We start from the raw sequence: 16153 nt of genomic DNA, 5'->3' as shown, positions 1-16153 counted from the left end.
GCGCCGGACCCGGCCCGCGCCGGACCCGGGCCGCGCCGGGCCAGGCGGCGCAGGGCCGGGCTGCGCCGGATCAGCGGCCGAGATCGAGCAGGGAGAGCGCGCCGCGCAGCACCCCGTCGAGTCCGGCGACCGGGATCTCCCGCTGCCAGCCGTCGAGCGTGCCGTGCACGGCGACCCGGCCGGGCGCGGTGTCCAGCCGGTGCAGCCGCAGACCGGACGGCAGGCCGGGCATCGTGACGGTGCCGGACCGGACCCCGCGCAGCGGGCTGCGGTCGAGCAGCGCGCGCACCGACCGCCGCGCCTCCGCCGAGCGGGGCGGCCCCATCCGGCGCCCGGCGACGGTCAGCGCCGTCACGGTCCAGGCCAGGGTGTGCCCGTCCAGCGAGAGATCCAGGTCGGCCGAGCCGAACCCGGGGCGCCCGCGCCTGCGGGCCCGCACCACGCCGTCCGGATCGATCGTCACCGCCAGCCCGGGGGCCCGCTCACGCAGCCGGCCGGCGATCCAGGCCGGGTCCAGCACCGCGGTGAACGCGACCGGGCCGGTCCGCAGCTCCGGGGTGAGCGCCGGCCGCAGCCGCACGTCGCTGGCGACGACGGTGAGCTCGCGCAGCCGCAGCGCCGGGCGGACCACGTCCCGGGCGGTCAGCCGGACCTCGTCGAGCCTGCCGGTGCTCAGCGCGCGCGGGCCGAGCCCGGACGTCGAGACCGAGGTGGGCACCAGCCGGACGTCGACATCCCCGCTGCGCAGCGTGGTCTCCCGGCCGACGTAGCGGTACCGGACGGCCTCGACGAGCGCCCGCAGCAGCAGCGCCGTGCCCGGCCCGGTGCCCGAGGCGAGCAGCGCCGCGGTCTCCCACGTCCCGGGCGCCTCGTGGCCGGAGGTTCCGGACCGGGTGCCGGCGGGCCCGGCTCCGGTACCGGCGGTCTCCGCTAGGGCCATGCGGCTCGATGCTCCTTCGGCGGCGCCCGGCCGGAGCGGGCCGGCGGGTGCGGATGTCGGGCGGTCCCGGCGGGACCCCGTCGAGCGTCGCAGGTCCGCCGGGCCGGTGCGAACCGGTGACCGCGCACTGCGCCGACGGGCCGGTGACGGGCGGTCGGCGGGGCGCTCCCGGCCCGCCCGGTTGCGCTCTCGTTACCGGCGTCGATCCGGGCGTTTGCGCCGCCCGCGGACCGCGGCGCAACGGTCGGCCCGGTGCGCCGGACGGGCCTCCCGGGCTGTGACGGAGGCATTTCCGGGCGGCCCCCGATATTGACGCCGCGTTGCGCCGCCCGCGCGGCCCGATCGCGTCCACAGGCCCGCCGAACCGGCCCTGACCTGCACCGACGTCGCTTCCCGCGGTGGCGGCGGGCTGGCGTAAGGGCCTCGTGACGGCGGACGCGTGGCCTCGTAACACGGTGTTCCTAGCGTTCCGGTGGCAGCTCCCGCAGGGCCTGCGGAGGAGCTACGTCGTCGATCGTCGGAAGTGGTGGCCGGATGCCGGATCCTCGTATCCACCTGGGCTGGTTCTACTCGAAGGGCTTCGGCCCGAAGGCATGGAAGCACGCGTGGGCGGGCTCGGCGGTGCACCGCTTCACCAAGCCGGACACCGCGGTCGAGCTGGCGGTCGCGATGGAACGGGCCGGGTTCGACTACCTGATGCTCGAGGACTCCTCCAACGTCCCCTACACCTTCCAGGGATCGCACGACGCCTACCTGCGGCACTCGGTCGACACCCCGAAGCTGGACCCCACCGTCCTCGCCCCGTTCGTGACGGCGGCGACCGAGCGGCTCGGCGTCGTCGTCACCTGCTCCACCACCGAGTACCACCCGTTCATGCTGGCCCGGAAGATGAACACGCTCGATCACGTGTCGGACGGCCGGATCGGCTGGAACGTGGTGACCGGCTCGAACGACGGCGGCGCGCAGAACTACGGCCGGGACAAGCAGTTCCCGCACGACCAGCGCTACGACATGGCCGACGAGTTCATGGCGGTCGCGCACGGGCTGTGGCGCAGCTGGGACGACGACGCACTCGTCCTCGACCTGGAGAAGGGCGTCTTCGCCGACGGCTCGAAGGTGCACCCGATCCACCACGAGGGAACCTGGTTCCGGTCCCGCGGGCCGCTGTCCGCGCCGCGCTCGCCGCAGACCTCCCCGGTGATCTGCCAGGCCGGCGGTTCCGGCCGCGGCAGGCAGTTCGCCGCGCAGTGGGCCGAGACGATCATCTGCGCGGCCCGCGGGGTCGAGGAGATGAAGGCCTACCGCGACGACGTCCGGCGGCGGGCCACCGAGGCGGGCCGGGACCCGGACACGATCAAGGTGATGTTCCTGGTGTCGCCGATCGTCGACGAGACCGTGGAGGCCGCGCAGGCCCGCCGGGCGGAACGCTGGAACACCGCCGAGGAGGAGGTCGAGTTCGGTCTCGCCCACCTGTCCCGGATGACCGGCATCGACTTCTCCCGGTTCGAGCTCGACCAGCCGATCCCGCCGCTGGAGAGCAACGGGCACCAGTCCAGCGCCCGCCAGATCGAGGGGAAGGTGCTGCGCGAGGTGCTGCGCCACCACCGCACGCTGGAGTGCCTGCCGCTCACCGGCACCGCGCAGTCGGTCGCGGCCGAGATGGACGAGGTGGTGCAGGAGGTCGGTGGCGACGGCTTCCTGATGGTGGAGAGCTACTTCTCCCGCCGCTACGTCACCGAGATCTGCGACGGGCTGGTGCCCGAGCTGCAGCGGCGGGGCCTCACCCGGACCGCGTACGAGCATCCGCACCTGCGCGACAACCTGATGGCCTTCTGAGCCGGAACCGGAGACATCGATGATCGTCACCGCATTCCTCGCGCCCGACCCGGGCCGGGCCGGGCCGGACACCGTGCTCGCCGCGGCGCGCGACCTGGAGCGGGCCGGGGCGCACGCCGTCGGGCTGCTCGACGGCGCCGACGCCGCCGCCGCGGGCACCGCGGGCGGGCCGGACGGTGCCGCCGCCGCACCGTCGTCGGCGTTCGAGTCGAGCACCCTGGCCGCCCGGGTCGCGGTGGAGACCTCGCGGATCGGCGTGGTCGCCACCGGATCGGCGCTCTACGGGTTCCCGTACCACGCCGCCCGCAGGCTGGCCACGCTCGACCATCTCGCCGGTGGCCGCTCCGGCTGGCTGATGCGGACCCGCACCGCCCCCTCCGAGCGGGCCGCCTACCGCTGGCGGGCCGGCGCCGGGCGGGGCGAGGAGCTCTACCGGGCCGGCGAGTTCGCCGAGATCGCGCTGGAGCTGTGGGACGGCTGGGAGGACGGCGCGCAGTGGCCGGACCGGGACAGCGGCGACTTCAAGGACGACGACCGGATCCGGCCGATCGGCTACCGGTCCACCGCGTTCCGGGTGGACGGCCCGCTGGACGTGCCGCCGTCGCCGCAGCGCAGGCCGGTGCTGTTCGCCGAGGTGTCCGGCCCCGCCGACGTCCACCACCTGGCCGGCCCGGCCGACGTCGTGCTGGTCGGCGCAGCCGATCCGGACGCCGCCCGGGACCTGGTGGGGCTGCTGCCCGGCGGGCCGGGCCGCCCGCTCGTGCTGATCGCCGCCGGACCCGCGCCCGGGCCGGGCCGGCTGTCGCCGGACGCCGCCGCCGCGCTGGTCGACCGCGGCGTCGCGGCCGGGGTGGCGCTGCACCCGGGGCCCGCCGACGACTGCGCGGAGCTGGTCGCCGGGCTGTCCCCGGCGCCGCGGCCGGACCGGCCCGGCCTCGCCGCGGCACTCGGGATCGAGCCGGCCCTCGCGCACGGGGGGACCGCCGCATGAGCGCCCAGATGCACCTGAGCCTGAACCTGGCCGAGTACGGGCGGCACTCCGGCGCCTGGCGGCACCCGGAGAGCGACCTGTCCCGGATCCCGAACCTGGACGCGTACCTGCACGCCGTCCGGCAGGCCGAGCGCGGGCTGTTCGACCAGGTCTTCATCGCCGACAACCCGGTGCACGAGTACGGCCGCACCAGCGCCACCGGCACCCGGATCGACCCGCTGGAGGTGGCCGCCGCGCTCACCGCCGTCACCGACCGGATCGGGATCATCGCCACCCTGTCGACCAGCTACAACGAGCCGTTCGACGTGGCCAGGCGGGCCGCGTCGGTGGACGCGGTCAGCGGCGGCCGGCTGGGCGTCAACTACGTCGCCTCCACCGGCGACGCGGTCGCCCGCAACTTCGACCGGGCCGCCCAGCTCCCGCACGACGAGCGCTACGAGCGCTCGCACGAGTTCCTCGAGGTGGTCACCAAGCTCTGGGCGGCGGCGCCGACCGCGGGCAGCCGCGGGGAGACGGTGGTGCACCACGGCAGGCACTTCCAGGTGGAGGGCTGCCTGGACGTGCACCGGCCGGTGCTGCGCCGGCCGGTGATCGTGCAGGCCGGATCCTCGCCGGAGGGCCGCGATCTCGCCGCCCGGTGGGCGGACGCGATCTACGCCGGCGGCTCCACGCTCGACCGCGCCCGCGAGTACTACGACGACATCAAGTTCCGGGCGGCGGGCTACGGCCGGGACCCGGACAGCATCAAGATCATGCTCGGGATCGCCCCGTTCCTCGGGCGCACCGCCGAGGAGGCCGAGGCGCTCCGGCGGACCCTGGACGCCTACCACGCCGAGGGCGCCGACGTCGTCGGGCACCTGAGCAGGCTGCTGGAGTACGACCTGTCCCGGCACGATCCCGCCGGGCCGCTGCCGTTCGAGCTGCTGCCGCAGGTCCGGTCGGCGAGCGTCAGCCAGGCGACGCTGTTCACCAGGATGGCGCGCGAGGAGGGCCTGACGATCGCCGAGGTCGCCCACCGCTCCTACGTCGGCGGCCTGGCGAACATGCAGTTCGTCGTCACCGGCACCGCGGTGCAGGTGGCGGACACCATGCAGGAGTGGTTCGAGGCGGGGGCCTGCGACGGCTACTCGCTGGTGGCCCCGATCCTGCCGCGCACGATCGACGACTTCGTCGACGCGGTCGTCCCCGAGCTGCAACGCCGGGGCCTGCACCGCACCCGCTACACGGCGTCCACCCTCGCCGGTCATTTCGGGCTCGACGAGCTCGACCCGCGGATCACCACGGAGGTGGCGGCCTGATGGCTACCCCGTTCCACCTGGCCTGGTTCACCTCGTTCACCCCGCCCGCGTGGCGCTCGCCGTGGGGCGGCGCCACCGACCGGGAGTGGATGTCGGGCGACTACTACGTCTCGATGGTCCGCCAGCTCGAACGCGCCGGGTTCGACTTCATCATGTTCGAGGACTCCACGATGGTCGCCGAGGCGATGGGCGGCACGATGGAGGCCGATCTCAAGCACAGCCTGCACTCGCCGAAGCTCGATCCGTTCCCGCTGCTGCCGCTGCTGGCCCGGGAGACCGAGCACATCGGACTGATCGCGACCGGCTCGACGTCGTTCTACCCGCCGTTCATCCTGGCCAGGGTGATGGCCACGATGGACCATCTCACCGGCGGCCGGATCGGCTGGAACATCGTGACCTCCTCGGAGGACATCGCGGCGCAGAACTACGGGATGGAGCGGCTGCCGCCGCACGACGAGCGCTACGACCGGGCCGAGGAGTTCGTCGAGATCGTCACCGCGCTGTGGGACTCCTGGGAGCCGGGCGCCGTCGTCGCCGACCGGGAGACCGGCCGCTACGCCGACCACACGAAGGTGCACCCGATCCACTACGTCGGCAAGTACCACCGCTCGCGCGGCCCGCTGAACATGCCCGCCGGGCCGCAGGGTCATCCGGTGCTCTGCCAGGCGGGCGGCTCACCGAAGGGCCGGGACTTCGCGGCGAAGCACGCGGACGCGATCGTCGCCACCAACCCGCGGATCGACCGGATGAAGGAGTACCGCGCCGACATCCGGGAGCGGGCGGCGCGGCACGGCCGCGATCCCGACGACATCAAGGTGCTGTTCCACCTCGGGCCGGTGCTCGGCGAGACCGAGCAGGAGGCGCGCGAGCTGCACCACCGGGTGTTCGGGATGGAGGACCCGCTGCAGATCGAGCAGACCCTGGCGATGATCTCCGCGGTCACCGAGATCGACTTCGGTGCGCTCGACCTGGACGCCCCGATGCCGCAGGACCTGCGCACCAACGGCCACCAGTCGATCCTCGACGACTTCATGCGCCGCAACAAGGGCCGGACGCTGCGCGAGTCGCTGCCCGAACGCGCCCAGCTCGGCCCGCAGGTGGTCGGCACCGTCGAGTCGGTCGCCGACCAGATGGAGGCGATCGTCGCGGAGGTCGGCGGCGACGGCTTCCTGATCCGCGCCGAGACCGGGCTGACCCACACCCGCCGCTACATCGACGCGATCTGCTCCGGGCTGGCCCCCGAGCTGCGCCGGCGCGGGCTGATCCGGGACGGCTACCGGCACCGCCTGTTCCGGGACAACCTGCGCGACTTCTGACCGCACCGCCTCCGCCCGGAGGCCGGACGACGAAAGGAGGGCTGCCATGCCGGCACGCCCCTTCCACCTGGCCTGGTTCGGCGCCGGTGGTTTCGGTGTCAAGTCCTGGGGCCGTACCTGGTCCGGCCGCGGCGGCTCGGACTGGGCGGACCCGCAGCTGTGGATCGACATCGCCCAGGCGCTCGAGCGCGCCCGGTTCGACTACATCATCATCGAGGACTCGTCCTACGTCCCGGACGCCTACGGGTCGAGCTTCGAGGCCTACGTCCGCAGCGCGACCGCCACGCCCAAGATGGACCCGAGCGTGCTGGCCCCGCTGATGGCGCACTTCACCACCCGGATCGGCGTGGTCCCGACGCTGTCGGTCACCGAGTACCAGCCGTACATGCTGGCCCGGAAGATCAACACCCTGGACCACATGTCGCGCGGCCGGACCGGCTGGAACATCGTCACCTCCTCCAGCCACCGGGCCGCCCAGAACTACGGCCGGGACGAGCTGTTCGAGCACGACCTGCGCTACGACATGGCCGACGAGTTCTTCGACCTGGCCTGCGCGCTGTGGGAGTCCTGGGAGCCCGACGCCGTCGTCCTGGACGAGGAGACCGGCACCTGGGGCGACCACACCAAGGTGCACACGGTCGACTTCGACGGGAAGTTCTTCCGCTGCCGCGGCCCGCTGAACGCGCCGCAGTCCCCGCAGGGCCGGCCGGTGTTCGTCCAGGCGGGCGGGTCGCCGCGGGGGAAGCGGTTCGCCGCGCGCAGCGCCAACTCGGTGATCTCCGGGGTGGAGGGCGGCGTCGGCGCGATGACCCAGTTCCGGGCGGACGTCCGGGCCACCGCCCAGGAGTTCGGCCGCGACCCCGACGACGTGAAGGTGCTGTTCATGACCTCGCCGGTGCTCGGCGAGACCGACGAGGAGGCGCACGCCAAGCGCGAGCGCCAGCAGCGGTTCGCCGAGGCCCATCCCGAGCTCGGCCTGCTGCACCTGTCCCGGCACTCCGGGATCGACTTCGCCCGGTGGGACCTCGACGAGCCGATCCCGGAGACCGCCACCACCAACGGCCACCAGCAGATGCTGGCCCAGGCGATCGGGCGCACCCCCCGGGAGATCCTGCGCAAGGGCACCGGCTCGCTGGAGTTCGTCGGCAGCCCGGACACCGTCGCCGCGCAGATGGACGAGGTCATGCAGGAGGTCGGCGGCGACGGGTTCCTGATCGCCAACTTCGACCTCAACCGCCGCTACGTCAGCGAGATCGCCGACGGCCTGGCACCGGCCCTGCAGCGTCGCGGGCTCACCCGTACCGACTACGGCTCGGCCCATTTCCGGGACAACCTGCTCGAGTTCTGACGGGCCCGGCAGCGGGCGGCGCCGTGGCCGCTCCCGCCCCGCCCCGCCGCTGTGAGGAGAGGCAACCATGAGCGGTACCAGTCACGACCTGCTCGTCGTCGAGGACGCCACGATCAGCTACCCGGCGCAGGCCGGCCCCGCCGTCGCCGTCCGCGACGCCACGTTCTCGATCGGGTACGGGGAACGGGTCGCCATCGTCGGCGAGTCCGGCTCCGGCAAGACCACGCTCGCGCTGGCGATCGCCGGGCTGCTCACCGCACCGGGGGCGGAGGCGGTGTTCGGCCGGTTCGAGTTCGACGGCAGCCCGGTGCACCGCAGCCCGGTCCGGCCGCCGATCCCGTACCGCACGCCCGGCATGTCGATGGTCTTCCAGAACGCGATGGTCTCGCTGGACCCGGTCGCCCCGATCGGCAGCCAGTTCGTCGACGTGCTGCGCGGGCTGGAACGGATCCGGCCGGCCGCGGCCCGGGCCCGGGCCGCGGAGCTGCTGCGCAGCGTCGGCCTCGCCGACACCGACCGGATCCTGCGGCTGCGGCCCTACGAGCTCTCCGGCGGCATGCGGCAGCGGGTGATGCTCGCGCTCGCCGTCTGCAGCGACCCGCGGCTGCTGATCGCCGACGAGCCGACCAGCGCACTGGACGCCGCGGTCAGCCGCGAGGTGATGGACCTGCTGCGGGACATGACCGACCGCACCGGGGCCGGGCTGCTCGTGGTCAGCCACGACATCGAGCTGTGCCGGATGTACGTCGACCGGGTCGTCGTCATGTACCGGGGCGAGATCGTCGACATCTGCCGCGCCGACCGGATCGAGTCCGACGCCACCCACCGCTACACGCTCGCGCTCACCTCCTGCGTCCCGACGCTGGAGTCGGCGCGCGCCGACCGGCTGCCCACCCTGGACGACACGATGCTCGCCGAGCAGCTCGCCGGGGCGGGCCGGGCGGTACCGGCATGACCACCCTGCAGGTCGAGGGACTGACCAAGGTGTTCGGCCGCGGCGCGGGCCGCACCGTCGCGGTGCAGCCGATGGACCTGGAGATCGACACCTCGACGGCGCTGGGCATCGTCGGGGAGTCCGGCTCCGGCAAGTCCACGCTGGCCCGGCTGCTGGTCGGGTTCGAGACGCCCACGGCGGGCGCGATCCACCTCGACGGGCGGCCGATCAGCCGGATGCTGTCCATGCCGCGCGAGCGCCGGGAGTTCCGGCGGGCCGTCCAGTTCGTCGCGCAGGACACCTTCTCCGCGTTCGACCCGCGGCGGACCCTGCGCGACGCCGTCGCCACCCCGCTGCGGGTGCTGCGCGAGGTCACCGGCCCCGCCGCGGACGCCGAGATCCGCGACGTGCTCGGCCTGCTCCAGCTCGATCCGGCGCTGCTCGACCGCTACCCGAGCCAGGTCTCCGGCGGGCAGCGGCAACGGTTCGCGCTGGCCAGGTCGCTGGTGGTGCGGCCGCAGATCCTGCTGTGCGACGAGGTCGTCTCGGCGCTGGACGTGTCGGTGCAGGGCGCCGTGCTGAACATGATCCGCGACTACTGCGAGACCTACCGGGTCGGCCTCGGGTTCATCTCGCACGGCCTGCCCGCCACCACGTTCATCGCCGACACCCTGCTGGTGATGCGGCACGGCGCGGTGGTCGAGACCGGGCCGACCGAGCAGGTCGTGGACCGGCCGGAGCACCCCTACACCCGCACCCTGCTCGACGCCTACCGCCGCGGCCCGCGCCGGGTCGTCGCCGTCGATCCGGTCGCGTGAACGGCCCGGCGACCGGCGATCGCCGGGCCACCGGCGCGGGCCGCCATCCGCGCCCGTGGACGGTCGTCGCGGTGACCACGCTCGGCGGGCAGCTGGTGTTCCTCAACAGCACCGCGGTGACAGTCGCGCTGCCCGCGATCTCCGCCGACCTGGCGGCGAGCGCGTCCACCGTGGACTGGCTGCTGCTCGGTTTCATGCTCGCGCTGAGCGTCTGCGTGCTGGTCTTCTCCCGGCTCTCGGACATGATCGGCCGGCGCAGGCTCTACCTCGGCGGGCTGGTCCTGATGATCGTCGCCAGCCTGGTCGCGGCCGGGACCGACGAGATCGGCCCGCTGATCGCCGCCCGGGTCGCCCAGGGCGTCGGCGCCGCCGCGATCATCCCGAACGCCAACGCGATGATCTCCGACGCCTTCCCGCCGCGCCGGCTCGCGCTCGGGCTCAGCGTCAACATCATGATGGCCTCGGTCGCGATGATCGTCGGCCCGGTGATCGGCGGCCGGCTGCTCGACGCCTACGGGTGGCGGTCGCTGTTCCTGGTGAACGTCCCGTTAGGGCTCGCCGCGGTGGCGCTCGGGCTGGCCGTGCTGCGCCGGGACGCGCACCGGCCCCGCGACGGGGAACGCCTCGACCTGCCGGGCGCCGTGCTGGTCGCGGCCGGGCTGGGCGCGCTGGTGCTCGGGGTGAACCGGCTCGCCGACCCGGGCTGGGGCACCGCCGCCCCGGCGCTGGCGCTCGCCGGGCTCGTCCTGCTGGGCCTGTTCGTGCTGGTGGAGCAGCGGGTGCCGTCCCCGCTGGTGGACATCGCGGTGATCACCGAGTGGTCCAGGGCGTGCGCCTACGCGACCGCCTTCCTGATGGCCGTGCCGCAGGCCGGGGTGCTGGTCGTGGTGGTGCTCTACCAGCAGATCGTGATCGGCAGCTCGGCCGCGGACGCCGGTGTCGCCGCCGCGCTCACCGCGGTCGCGCTGGTCGTGACCTCGCCGGTGGCCGGGCTGGCGGCGCGCTGGCTGTCCCCGCGGGCGGTGTCCTCGGCCGGCTGCGCGGTCTCCGCGGCGGGCTACGGCGCCGTGCTGTGGGGGCTGGACGGCGGGCCGCCCGGCCCGGTGTTCCTCGTCGGGCTGCTGCTGATCGGTGCCGGGAACGGGATCTTCACCGCCCCGAACACCGCCTCGATCATGGCGGCCCTGCCGACCGCCCGGCGGGGCATCGCCAACGGCGTCCGCTCGGTGCTGTTCAACAGCGGGCAGACCGGCGGCAACGCGGTGGTGCTGGTGCTGGTGACCGCGGCGCTCACCGCGGGCGGGTTCGCCGGGTACGACGCCGTCACCGGTGCCGATCCCGAGGTGCTCGCCGGTTTCCGGGCGGCCGGCGCGGTCCTGCTCGGCTGCGCACTGGCCGCGACGGCGGCCTCGCTGGCCCGCGGCGGCTCCTGGTCCGAAGACGACCGGACCGGGCCGCCGGACGTCCCGCCCCCCCTGTTCGAGCCCGGTGGACCGGTGCAGAGAGGAGTACAGCCGTGATCGACCAGCTTCGCGGCCTGCTGCGGCGCAACCGGTGGTGGATCACCCGGACCCTGGCGCTGCCGGTGCACGTACTGGCCTTCGCCGCCGCGGCGTTCTTCCTGGTGCGCCTGGTCCCCGGGGATCCGGTGCTCGCCCGGATCGACACCTCGGGCGGGTTCTCCCAGCAGGAGTACGACCGGATGGCCGAGGCGATGGGCCTGTCCGGCTCGATCTGGTCGCAGTTCGTCACGTTCATGGGCGCGCTGCTCCGGTTCGACCTGGGCAACTCCGCGGTGACCGGGCGGGCGGTCTGGACCGAGCTGATGACCCGGCTCCCGGGCACCCTGGAGCTGATCGTGCTCGGCCTGCTCGCCTCGCTGCTGGCGACGCTGCTGCTCGGCATGATCGCGATGACCAGCACCAGCGACCGGGTGCACGGGGCGATGCGGTTCTACGCCAAGACCACCGGCGCGCTCCCGGACTTCGCGGTCGCGATCGTCGGGCTGGTCCTGTTCTACGTGGCGCTGCGGATCGTCCCGGCCCCGGTCGGGCGGGTCCCGCCCGGCACCCAGCAGCCGCTGGTGCTCGGGTTCCCGCTGGTCGACGCGGTGCTCACCGGCCGGTGGGACGTGTTCGCGGCGATCGCGGCCCGCTACGTGCTGCCGCTCGCGGTGATCGTCGTGGTGCACACCTCGGGGCTCTGGCGGCAGCTGAGCCTGGGCATCGAGGAGCAGCGCGCCGATCCGGCGACGCTGTTCAAGGTGGCCTCCGGGGCGACCCGCTGGTCGATCTACCGCAGCGTGCTCCGCCGGGCCTGCGCCAGCTCGATCGTGATGCTCGGCGCCAAGTTCGGCGCGCTGCTCGGCGGGGTGATCGTGCTCGAGCAGCTGTTCGGCTTCGGCGGCGTCGGCCAGTTCGCCCTGGACTCGGTGGACACCCTCGACTTCCTCGGGCTGCAGGGCTTCCTGGTGGTCATCGCCGCGCTCAGCCTCGTGACCTTCCTGGTCGTCGACATCGTCAACATGCTGCTCGATCCGCGCAGGCGGCCGGGCGTGCGGATGGAGCAGTGATGGTAGTACGAGGCAGCACCGTGGTGGCGCGTCTCCCGGGCGTCGGGCGGATCGGTTCGGTGCCGCGGGCGTGGTGGGCGTTGTGGCCGCTGGCCGCGCTGCTCGGCGTGATCGCGACGGCCCGGCTGGTGGTGCCCTACGACCCGGAGCGGGTGGTCGCCCCGGCGAACCTGCCGCCCGGTGCGGGACACCTGTTTGGCACCGACTCGACCGGGATGGACGTCTTCTCCCGGACCGTCGCGGCGGCGCAGGTCAACCTGACGATGGCGCTGCTGGTGACGGTGTTCGCGACGGCCGGCGGCCTGGTCGTCGGGATCGCGGTCGGCACCAACGAGGCCCGCGCCGGTGCGTTCGGGCTGCTCGGCCGGGGTGTCACCCGCGGGATCGACCTGGCCGACTCGGTGCCGCCGCTGGTGGTCGGGGTGGTGATCGTCGGCCTGTTCGGGGCGACGATGACCAGCCTCAGCGCCGCGCTCGCCCTGATCCTGCTGCCCAACCAGGCCCGGCTCACCCGCGCCGAGGTGCTCCGGGTGCGCGGTGAGGCGTTCGTCGACGCGGCGCTGATGGCGGGCCTGCGGCCGTGGCGGGTCACCGTGCGCCACGTGCTGCCCAACTCGGCGCGGCCGGCCATCGAGAACAGCTCGAACGTCTTCGGCGTGTCGATCGTCGTCCTGGCCTCGCTGGGCTTCCTCGGGATCGGGCTCAACCCGCCCACCCCGGAGTGGGGCTACATGATCTCCACCGGCGTCTCCGACGTGATGCTCGGCGGCTGGTGGACCACCCTCTTCCCGGCACTCGCGCTCTGCCTCGCGGTGATCACCGCCGCCTCGCTGTCCGGCGCACTGACCCGGCTCAGCCGGGGCCCCGCGGCGCGCTGACCCGTCCCACCCACCACCACCTTCCCCCCCCGGAGGACACCCGTGAACGAGTTCGACCCCGCCCGCGCGATCGGCCGCGGCCTCAGCAGGCGCAGCCTGCTGACCGGCACCCTCGGCGGCATCGCCGCACTGGCACTCGCCGGTTGCGCCGACCGGTCCGGCGCCCCGGCCGGCGGGGCCTCCGGCGGCGGGGACGGCGTCCGGCAGCTGGTCGTCGCCGTGCCCGCGCTCGCCCCCACCCTGGACGGCGTCGTCGGCGGGGGAGGGATCAACCTGGAGTCGTTCGAGATGAACGCCAACCTGCAGGCCGGGCTGGTCCGCAACCCCTACATCCCGGGGCTCACCCCGGACACCGTCGTGCAGGACTTCAACACCTACGTCGGCTACCTGGCCGAGAGCTACGAGGTGTCCGACGACGGCCTGACCTACACCTTCGTGCTGCGTGACGGGCTGATGAGCCCGCTGGGCAACACGATCACCGCCGACGACGTCCTGTACTCCTTCGAGCGCAAGTGGAACGTGCCCACCTACAGCCGCTCGGTCTGGGAGTCCGGGTTCGCCGGCCCGGAGGCGATCACCAGGGTGGACGACCGGACCGTCGCGTTCGAGCTGCTGTCGGCGGGCTTCGGGCTCACCTTCCTCGGGCTGCTCGCGAACCTGCAGGGCCACGTCTACGACTCCACCGCGTTGCAGGAGCACGCCACCCCGGACGATCCCTACGCGCTGGAGTGGGCGCGGGTGAACGGCGGCTGGGGCCTCGGGCCGTACCACGTCACCTCGCAGGTCCCCGACCAGGAGATGATCCTGACGGCGAACGAGCACTACGCACTCGGCGAACCGGCGATCTCCCAGGTCACCCTGCGGGTGGTCGGCGACGCCGGCACCCGGGCCAGCCTGGTGGTGGCCGGCGACGTCGAGATGGCGCAGGCGATCCGGCCCGCCGACCAGGCCCGGCTGGCCGGCAACGACGACGTCGTGGTGCCCGAGGCCGACCCGATCGAGTACGTCGACCTGACGCTGGTCACGAACAAGGCGCCGTTCGACGACCCGGCGGTGCGCCGCGCGATGGCCCACGCGGTGCCCTACGACCAGATCGCCGCCGAGATCTACAACGGCCGGGCCGTGCCGATGATCGGCAACATCAACCCGAACACCCTCAACTACACGACCGACGGGCTGCCCCGCTACGGCTACGACCCGGCCCGCGCCCGCGAGCTGCTGGCCGAGGCCGGCTTCCCGGACGGCGTCTCCTTCACCGTCGCGGTGTCCACCGCGAACCCCGATCTCGTCGACACCTGCGTGCTGCTGCGCTCCTACGCCGCCGACGCCGGCTTCACCATCGACGTCGCCCAGATGGCGGCCGCGGACTTCGGCACCGCCCGGACCGAGGCCACCAACCAGGCCCTCATCTACCGCAACCGATCGCAGGTGCAGACCCCCACCTACGCCTGCACCATCTTCTGGCGGCCGGACGACGACCCGTCCAACCCGTCCCGCTGGGACGAGCCGGCGTCCCGCGAGTTCTGGGAGGTGGTGGACCGGGCGCAGGCGCTGCCCGATCCGCTCAGCCCGGAGGCGGGGGAGCTGTGGCACCGGGCGCAGACCATCCTGCTGGAGTCCACGCCGGAGATCTTCGTCTGCGGCATCCAGCCCTCGCAGGTGTTCCGCAGCACCGTGCACGGCTTCGCCTACCGCTCGGAGAACGCCATCGACTACGGCAACCTCGAGGTCCAGGCGTGACGGGGGGCGCCCGGGCCGACCGGCCCGGCGCCTCCTCGGTCCTGTGGGTCACCAGCTTCGGGCTGCTGCTGGTGCTGGTCAACGGCACCTCGGTGAACGTGGCGCTGCCGGAGCTCTCGGCCGCGTTCGACGCGCCGGCGGGCGTCGCGGACTGGTTCCTGCTCGCCTTCATGCTGGCCAACACCGCGTCGATCCTGATCTTCGGCCGGATCTCGGACATGATCGGCCGCAAACGCATCTTCCTCGGCGGGATGGCCGGTTTCATGGTGGCCAGCGCGCTCGCCGTGCTCGCTCCGAACGCGGCGACGTTCGTGCTGCTGCGGGCGCTGCAGGGGGTGGCGGCCGCGACGATCGTCGCGAACACCACGGCGATCATCGCCGACGCCTACCCCCGGGAACGTCTCGCCCAGGCGCTGAGCGTCAATATGACCGCCGCCGCGGTCGGGAACACGCTCGGCCCGGCCATCGGCGGGGTGCTGGTCTCGACCTTCGGGTGGACCTCGGTGTTCCTGATCAACCTCCCGTTCGGGCTGGTGGCGCTGCTGCTGGGGATCCGGCTGATCCCCGGCGGCCGCCCGCACGGCGCGGTGCGGGAGCGGTTCGACGTGGCCGGCGCGGTGCTCTCGGTCGCCTGCCTGACCGCGGTCATCTACGCGATCAACCGCAGCGCCACCGCCGGGCTCGCCGATCCGCTGGTGCTCGGCGTCGGCCTGGCGGGGGTGCTCGCCGGGGTGCTGTTCGTGCTCGTCGAACGCCGGTCCCGGCATCCGCTGGTGGACCCGGCGCTGGTCCGGGACCTGCGCCGGGCCTGCGCCTACGCCGCGGCCTACTTCAACTCCTGTGCCAGGGCCGGCATCACCGTGCTCGTCGTGCTGCACCAGCAGATCGTCGGCGGGCGCAGCGCCGCCGAGGCGGGCGCCGTGCTCACCGCGCTGGCGCTGGCGATGATGACCGCGACCCCGCTCACCGGGCGGCTGAGCCGGGTGCTGACGGCGCGGGCGGTGTCGGCGGGCGGCGGGCTGCTGCTCGTCGTCGGCCTGGCCGGGTCGGCGGCGTCCACGGCGAACCCGTCGATGCCGGTCGCCGCGGCCTGGCTGGTCGTCGTCGGTCTCGGGGTGGGGTTCTTCACCGCCCCGAACACCGAGGCGATCATGGCCGGGGTGGCGCCGCGGCGGCGCGCGGTGGCCAACTCGGTGCGCTCGATGCTCTACAACAGCGGGCAGGCGGTCGGCACCTCGGTGAGCCTGCTGATCGTGGTCACCGGCGGGGTGGGCAGCTACGCGGGGCAGACCGACGACGGCCCGGTGGTCCTCGCGTTCTCGGTCGCGATGGGGGTGAGCGCCGGCGCGGCGGCGCTGGCGCTGCTGTTCGCGGTGCTGCGCGGCGGCTCGTTCCGGTCTCGCCGGCCGGCCGGCGGCGCAGCCGGCGAGCAGGGCCGCGCGGACGGGCCGCGCAGCGGCCCCGACGACCGGTCCGCGGCGG

Annotated in this window: 13 protein-coding genes; 12 read left to right on the top strand and 1 reads right to left on the bottom strand. The window is 73.7% G+C overall.

Annotated elements, in window-relative coordinates; all coding sequences use genetic code 11:
• Window positions 1-70: 70 nt before the first annotated feature.
• On the bottom strand, window positions 71-940 hold the full coding sequence (locus ABD160_RS25530) for an LmeA family phospholipid-binding protein (RefSeq protein ID WP_344026872.1): 870 nt from the start codon (window positions 938-940) through the stop codon (window positions 71-73).
• Window positions 941-1474: 534 nt separating this feature from the next.
• Here ABD160_RS25530 and ABD160_RS25525 point away from each other — a divergent pair.
• From ABD160_RS25525 to ABD160_RS25470, 12 genes are all read left to right on the top strand, one after another.
• Window positions 1475-2776 (top strand): NtaA/DmoA family FMN-dependent monooxygenase, encoded by a 1302-nt coding sequence (locus tag ABD160_RS25525; RefSeq protein ID WP_344026870.1) that lies wholly within the window; start codon window positions 1475-1477, stop codon window positions 2774-2776.
• A 19-nt stretch (window positions 2777-2795) separates the two neighbouring features.
• Window positions 2796-3767, top strand: coding sequence for an LLM class flavin-dependent oxidoreductase (locus tag ABD160_RS25520; RefSeq protein WP_344026868.1), 972 nt, complete (start codon window positions 2796-2798; stop codon window positions 3765-3767).
• Window positions 3764-5065 carry an NtaA/DmoA family FMN-dependent monooxygenase gene (locus ABD160_RS25515; protein ID WP_344026866.1) on the top strand — a complete coding sequence of 434 codons (1302 nt, stop codon included), beginning with the start codon at window positions 3764-3766 and terminating at the stop codon, window positions 5063-5065. Before ABD160_RS25520 ends, ABD160_RS25515 begins: the two co-directional genes overlap by 4 nt.
• Entirely contained in the window at window positions 5065-6381 is a 1317-nt protein-coding gene (locus ABD160_RS25510; RefSeq protein WP_344026864.1) for an NtaA/DmoA family FMN-dependent monooxygenase, read from the top strand. The genes ABD160_RS25515 and ABD160_RS25510 overlap by 1 nt, the downstream gene beginning before the upstream one ends.
• Before the next feature lie 46 nt (window positions 6382-6427).
• Entirely contained in the window at window positions 6428-7729 is a 1302-nt protein-coding gene (locus ABD160_RS25505) for an NtaA/DmoA family FMN-dependent monooxygenase (protein WP_344026862.1), read from the top strand.
• Window positions 7730-7796: 67 nt separating this feature from the next.
• On the top strand, window positions 7797-8684 hold the full coding sequence (locus ABD160_RS25500) for an ATP-binding cassette domain-containing protein (RefSeq protein WP_344026860.1): 888 nt from the start codon (window positions 7797-7799) through the stop codon (window positions 8682-8684).
• On the top strand, window positions 8681-9481 hold the full coding sequence (locus tag ABD160_RS25495; RefSeq protein ID WP_344026858.1) for an ABC transporter ATP-binding protein: 801 nt from the start codon (window positions 8681-8683) through the stop codon (window positions 9479-9481). Before ABD160_RS25500 ends, ABD160_RS25495 begins: the two co-directional genes overlap by 4 nt.
• Window positions 9478-11001, top strand: coding sequence for an MFS transporter (locus tag ABD160_RS25490; protein WP_344026856.1), 1524 nt, complete (start codon window positions 9478-9480; stop codon window positions 10999-11001). The genes ABD160_RS25495 and ABD160_RS25490 overlap by 4 nt, the downstream gene beginning before the upstream one ends.
• The gene (locus ABD160_RS25485) at window positions 10998-12053 is read left to right on the top strand and encodes an ABC transporter permease (RefSeq protein ID WP_344026854.1); all 1056 of its coding nucleotides are present in this window, start codon (window positions 10998-11000) and stop codon (window positions 12051-12053) included. Before ABD160_RS25490 ends, ABD160_RS25485 begins: the two co-directional genes overlap by 4 nt.
• Entirely contained in the window at window positions 12053-12931 is an 879-nt protein-coding gene (locus ABD160_RS25480) for an ABC transporter permease (protein WP_344026852.1), read from the top strand. Before ABD160_RS25485 ends, ABD160_RS25480 begins: the two co-directional genes overlap by 1 nt.
• A 42-nt stretch (window positions 12932-12973) precedes the next feature.
• Entirely contained in the window at window positions 12974-14671 is a 1698-nt protein-coding gene (locus ABD160_RS25475) for an ABC transporter substrate-binding protein (RefSeq protein WP_344026850.1), read from the top strand.
• Window positions 14668-16153, top strand: a 1486-nt coding sequence (locus tag ABD160_RS25470) for an MFS transporter (RefSeq protein ID WP_344026848.1), incomplete at its 3' end; no start/stop codon positions are given. The genes ABD160_RS25475 and ABD160_RS25470, both read left to right, overlap by 4 nt.

The organism is Pseudonocardia kongjuensis, from assembly GCF_039526905.1.
GTDB lineage: Bacteria > Actinomycetota > Actinomycetes > Mycobacteriales > Pseudonocardiaceae > Pseudonocardia > Pseudonocardia kongjuensis.
The sequence above is the reverse complement of the archived record's forward strand: the minus strand, read 5'-3'. Positions and strand labels throughout refer to the sequence as shown.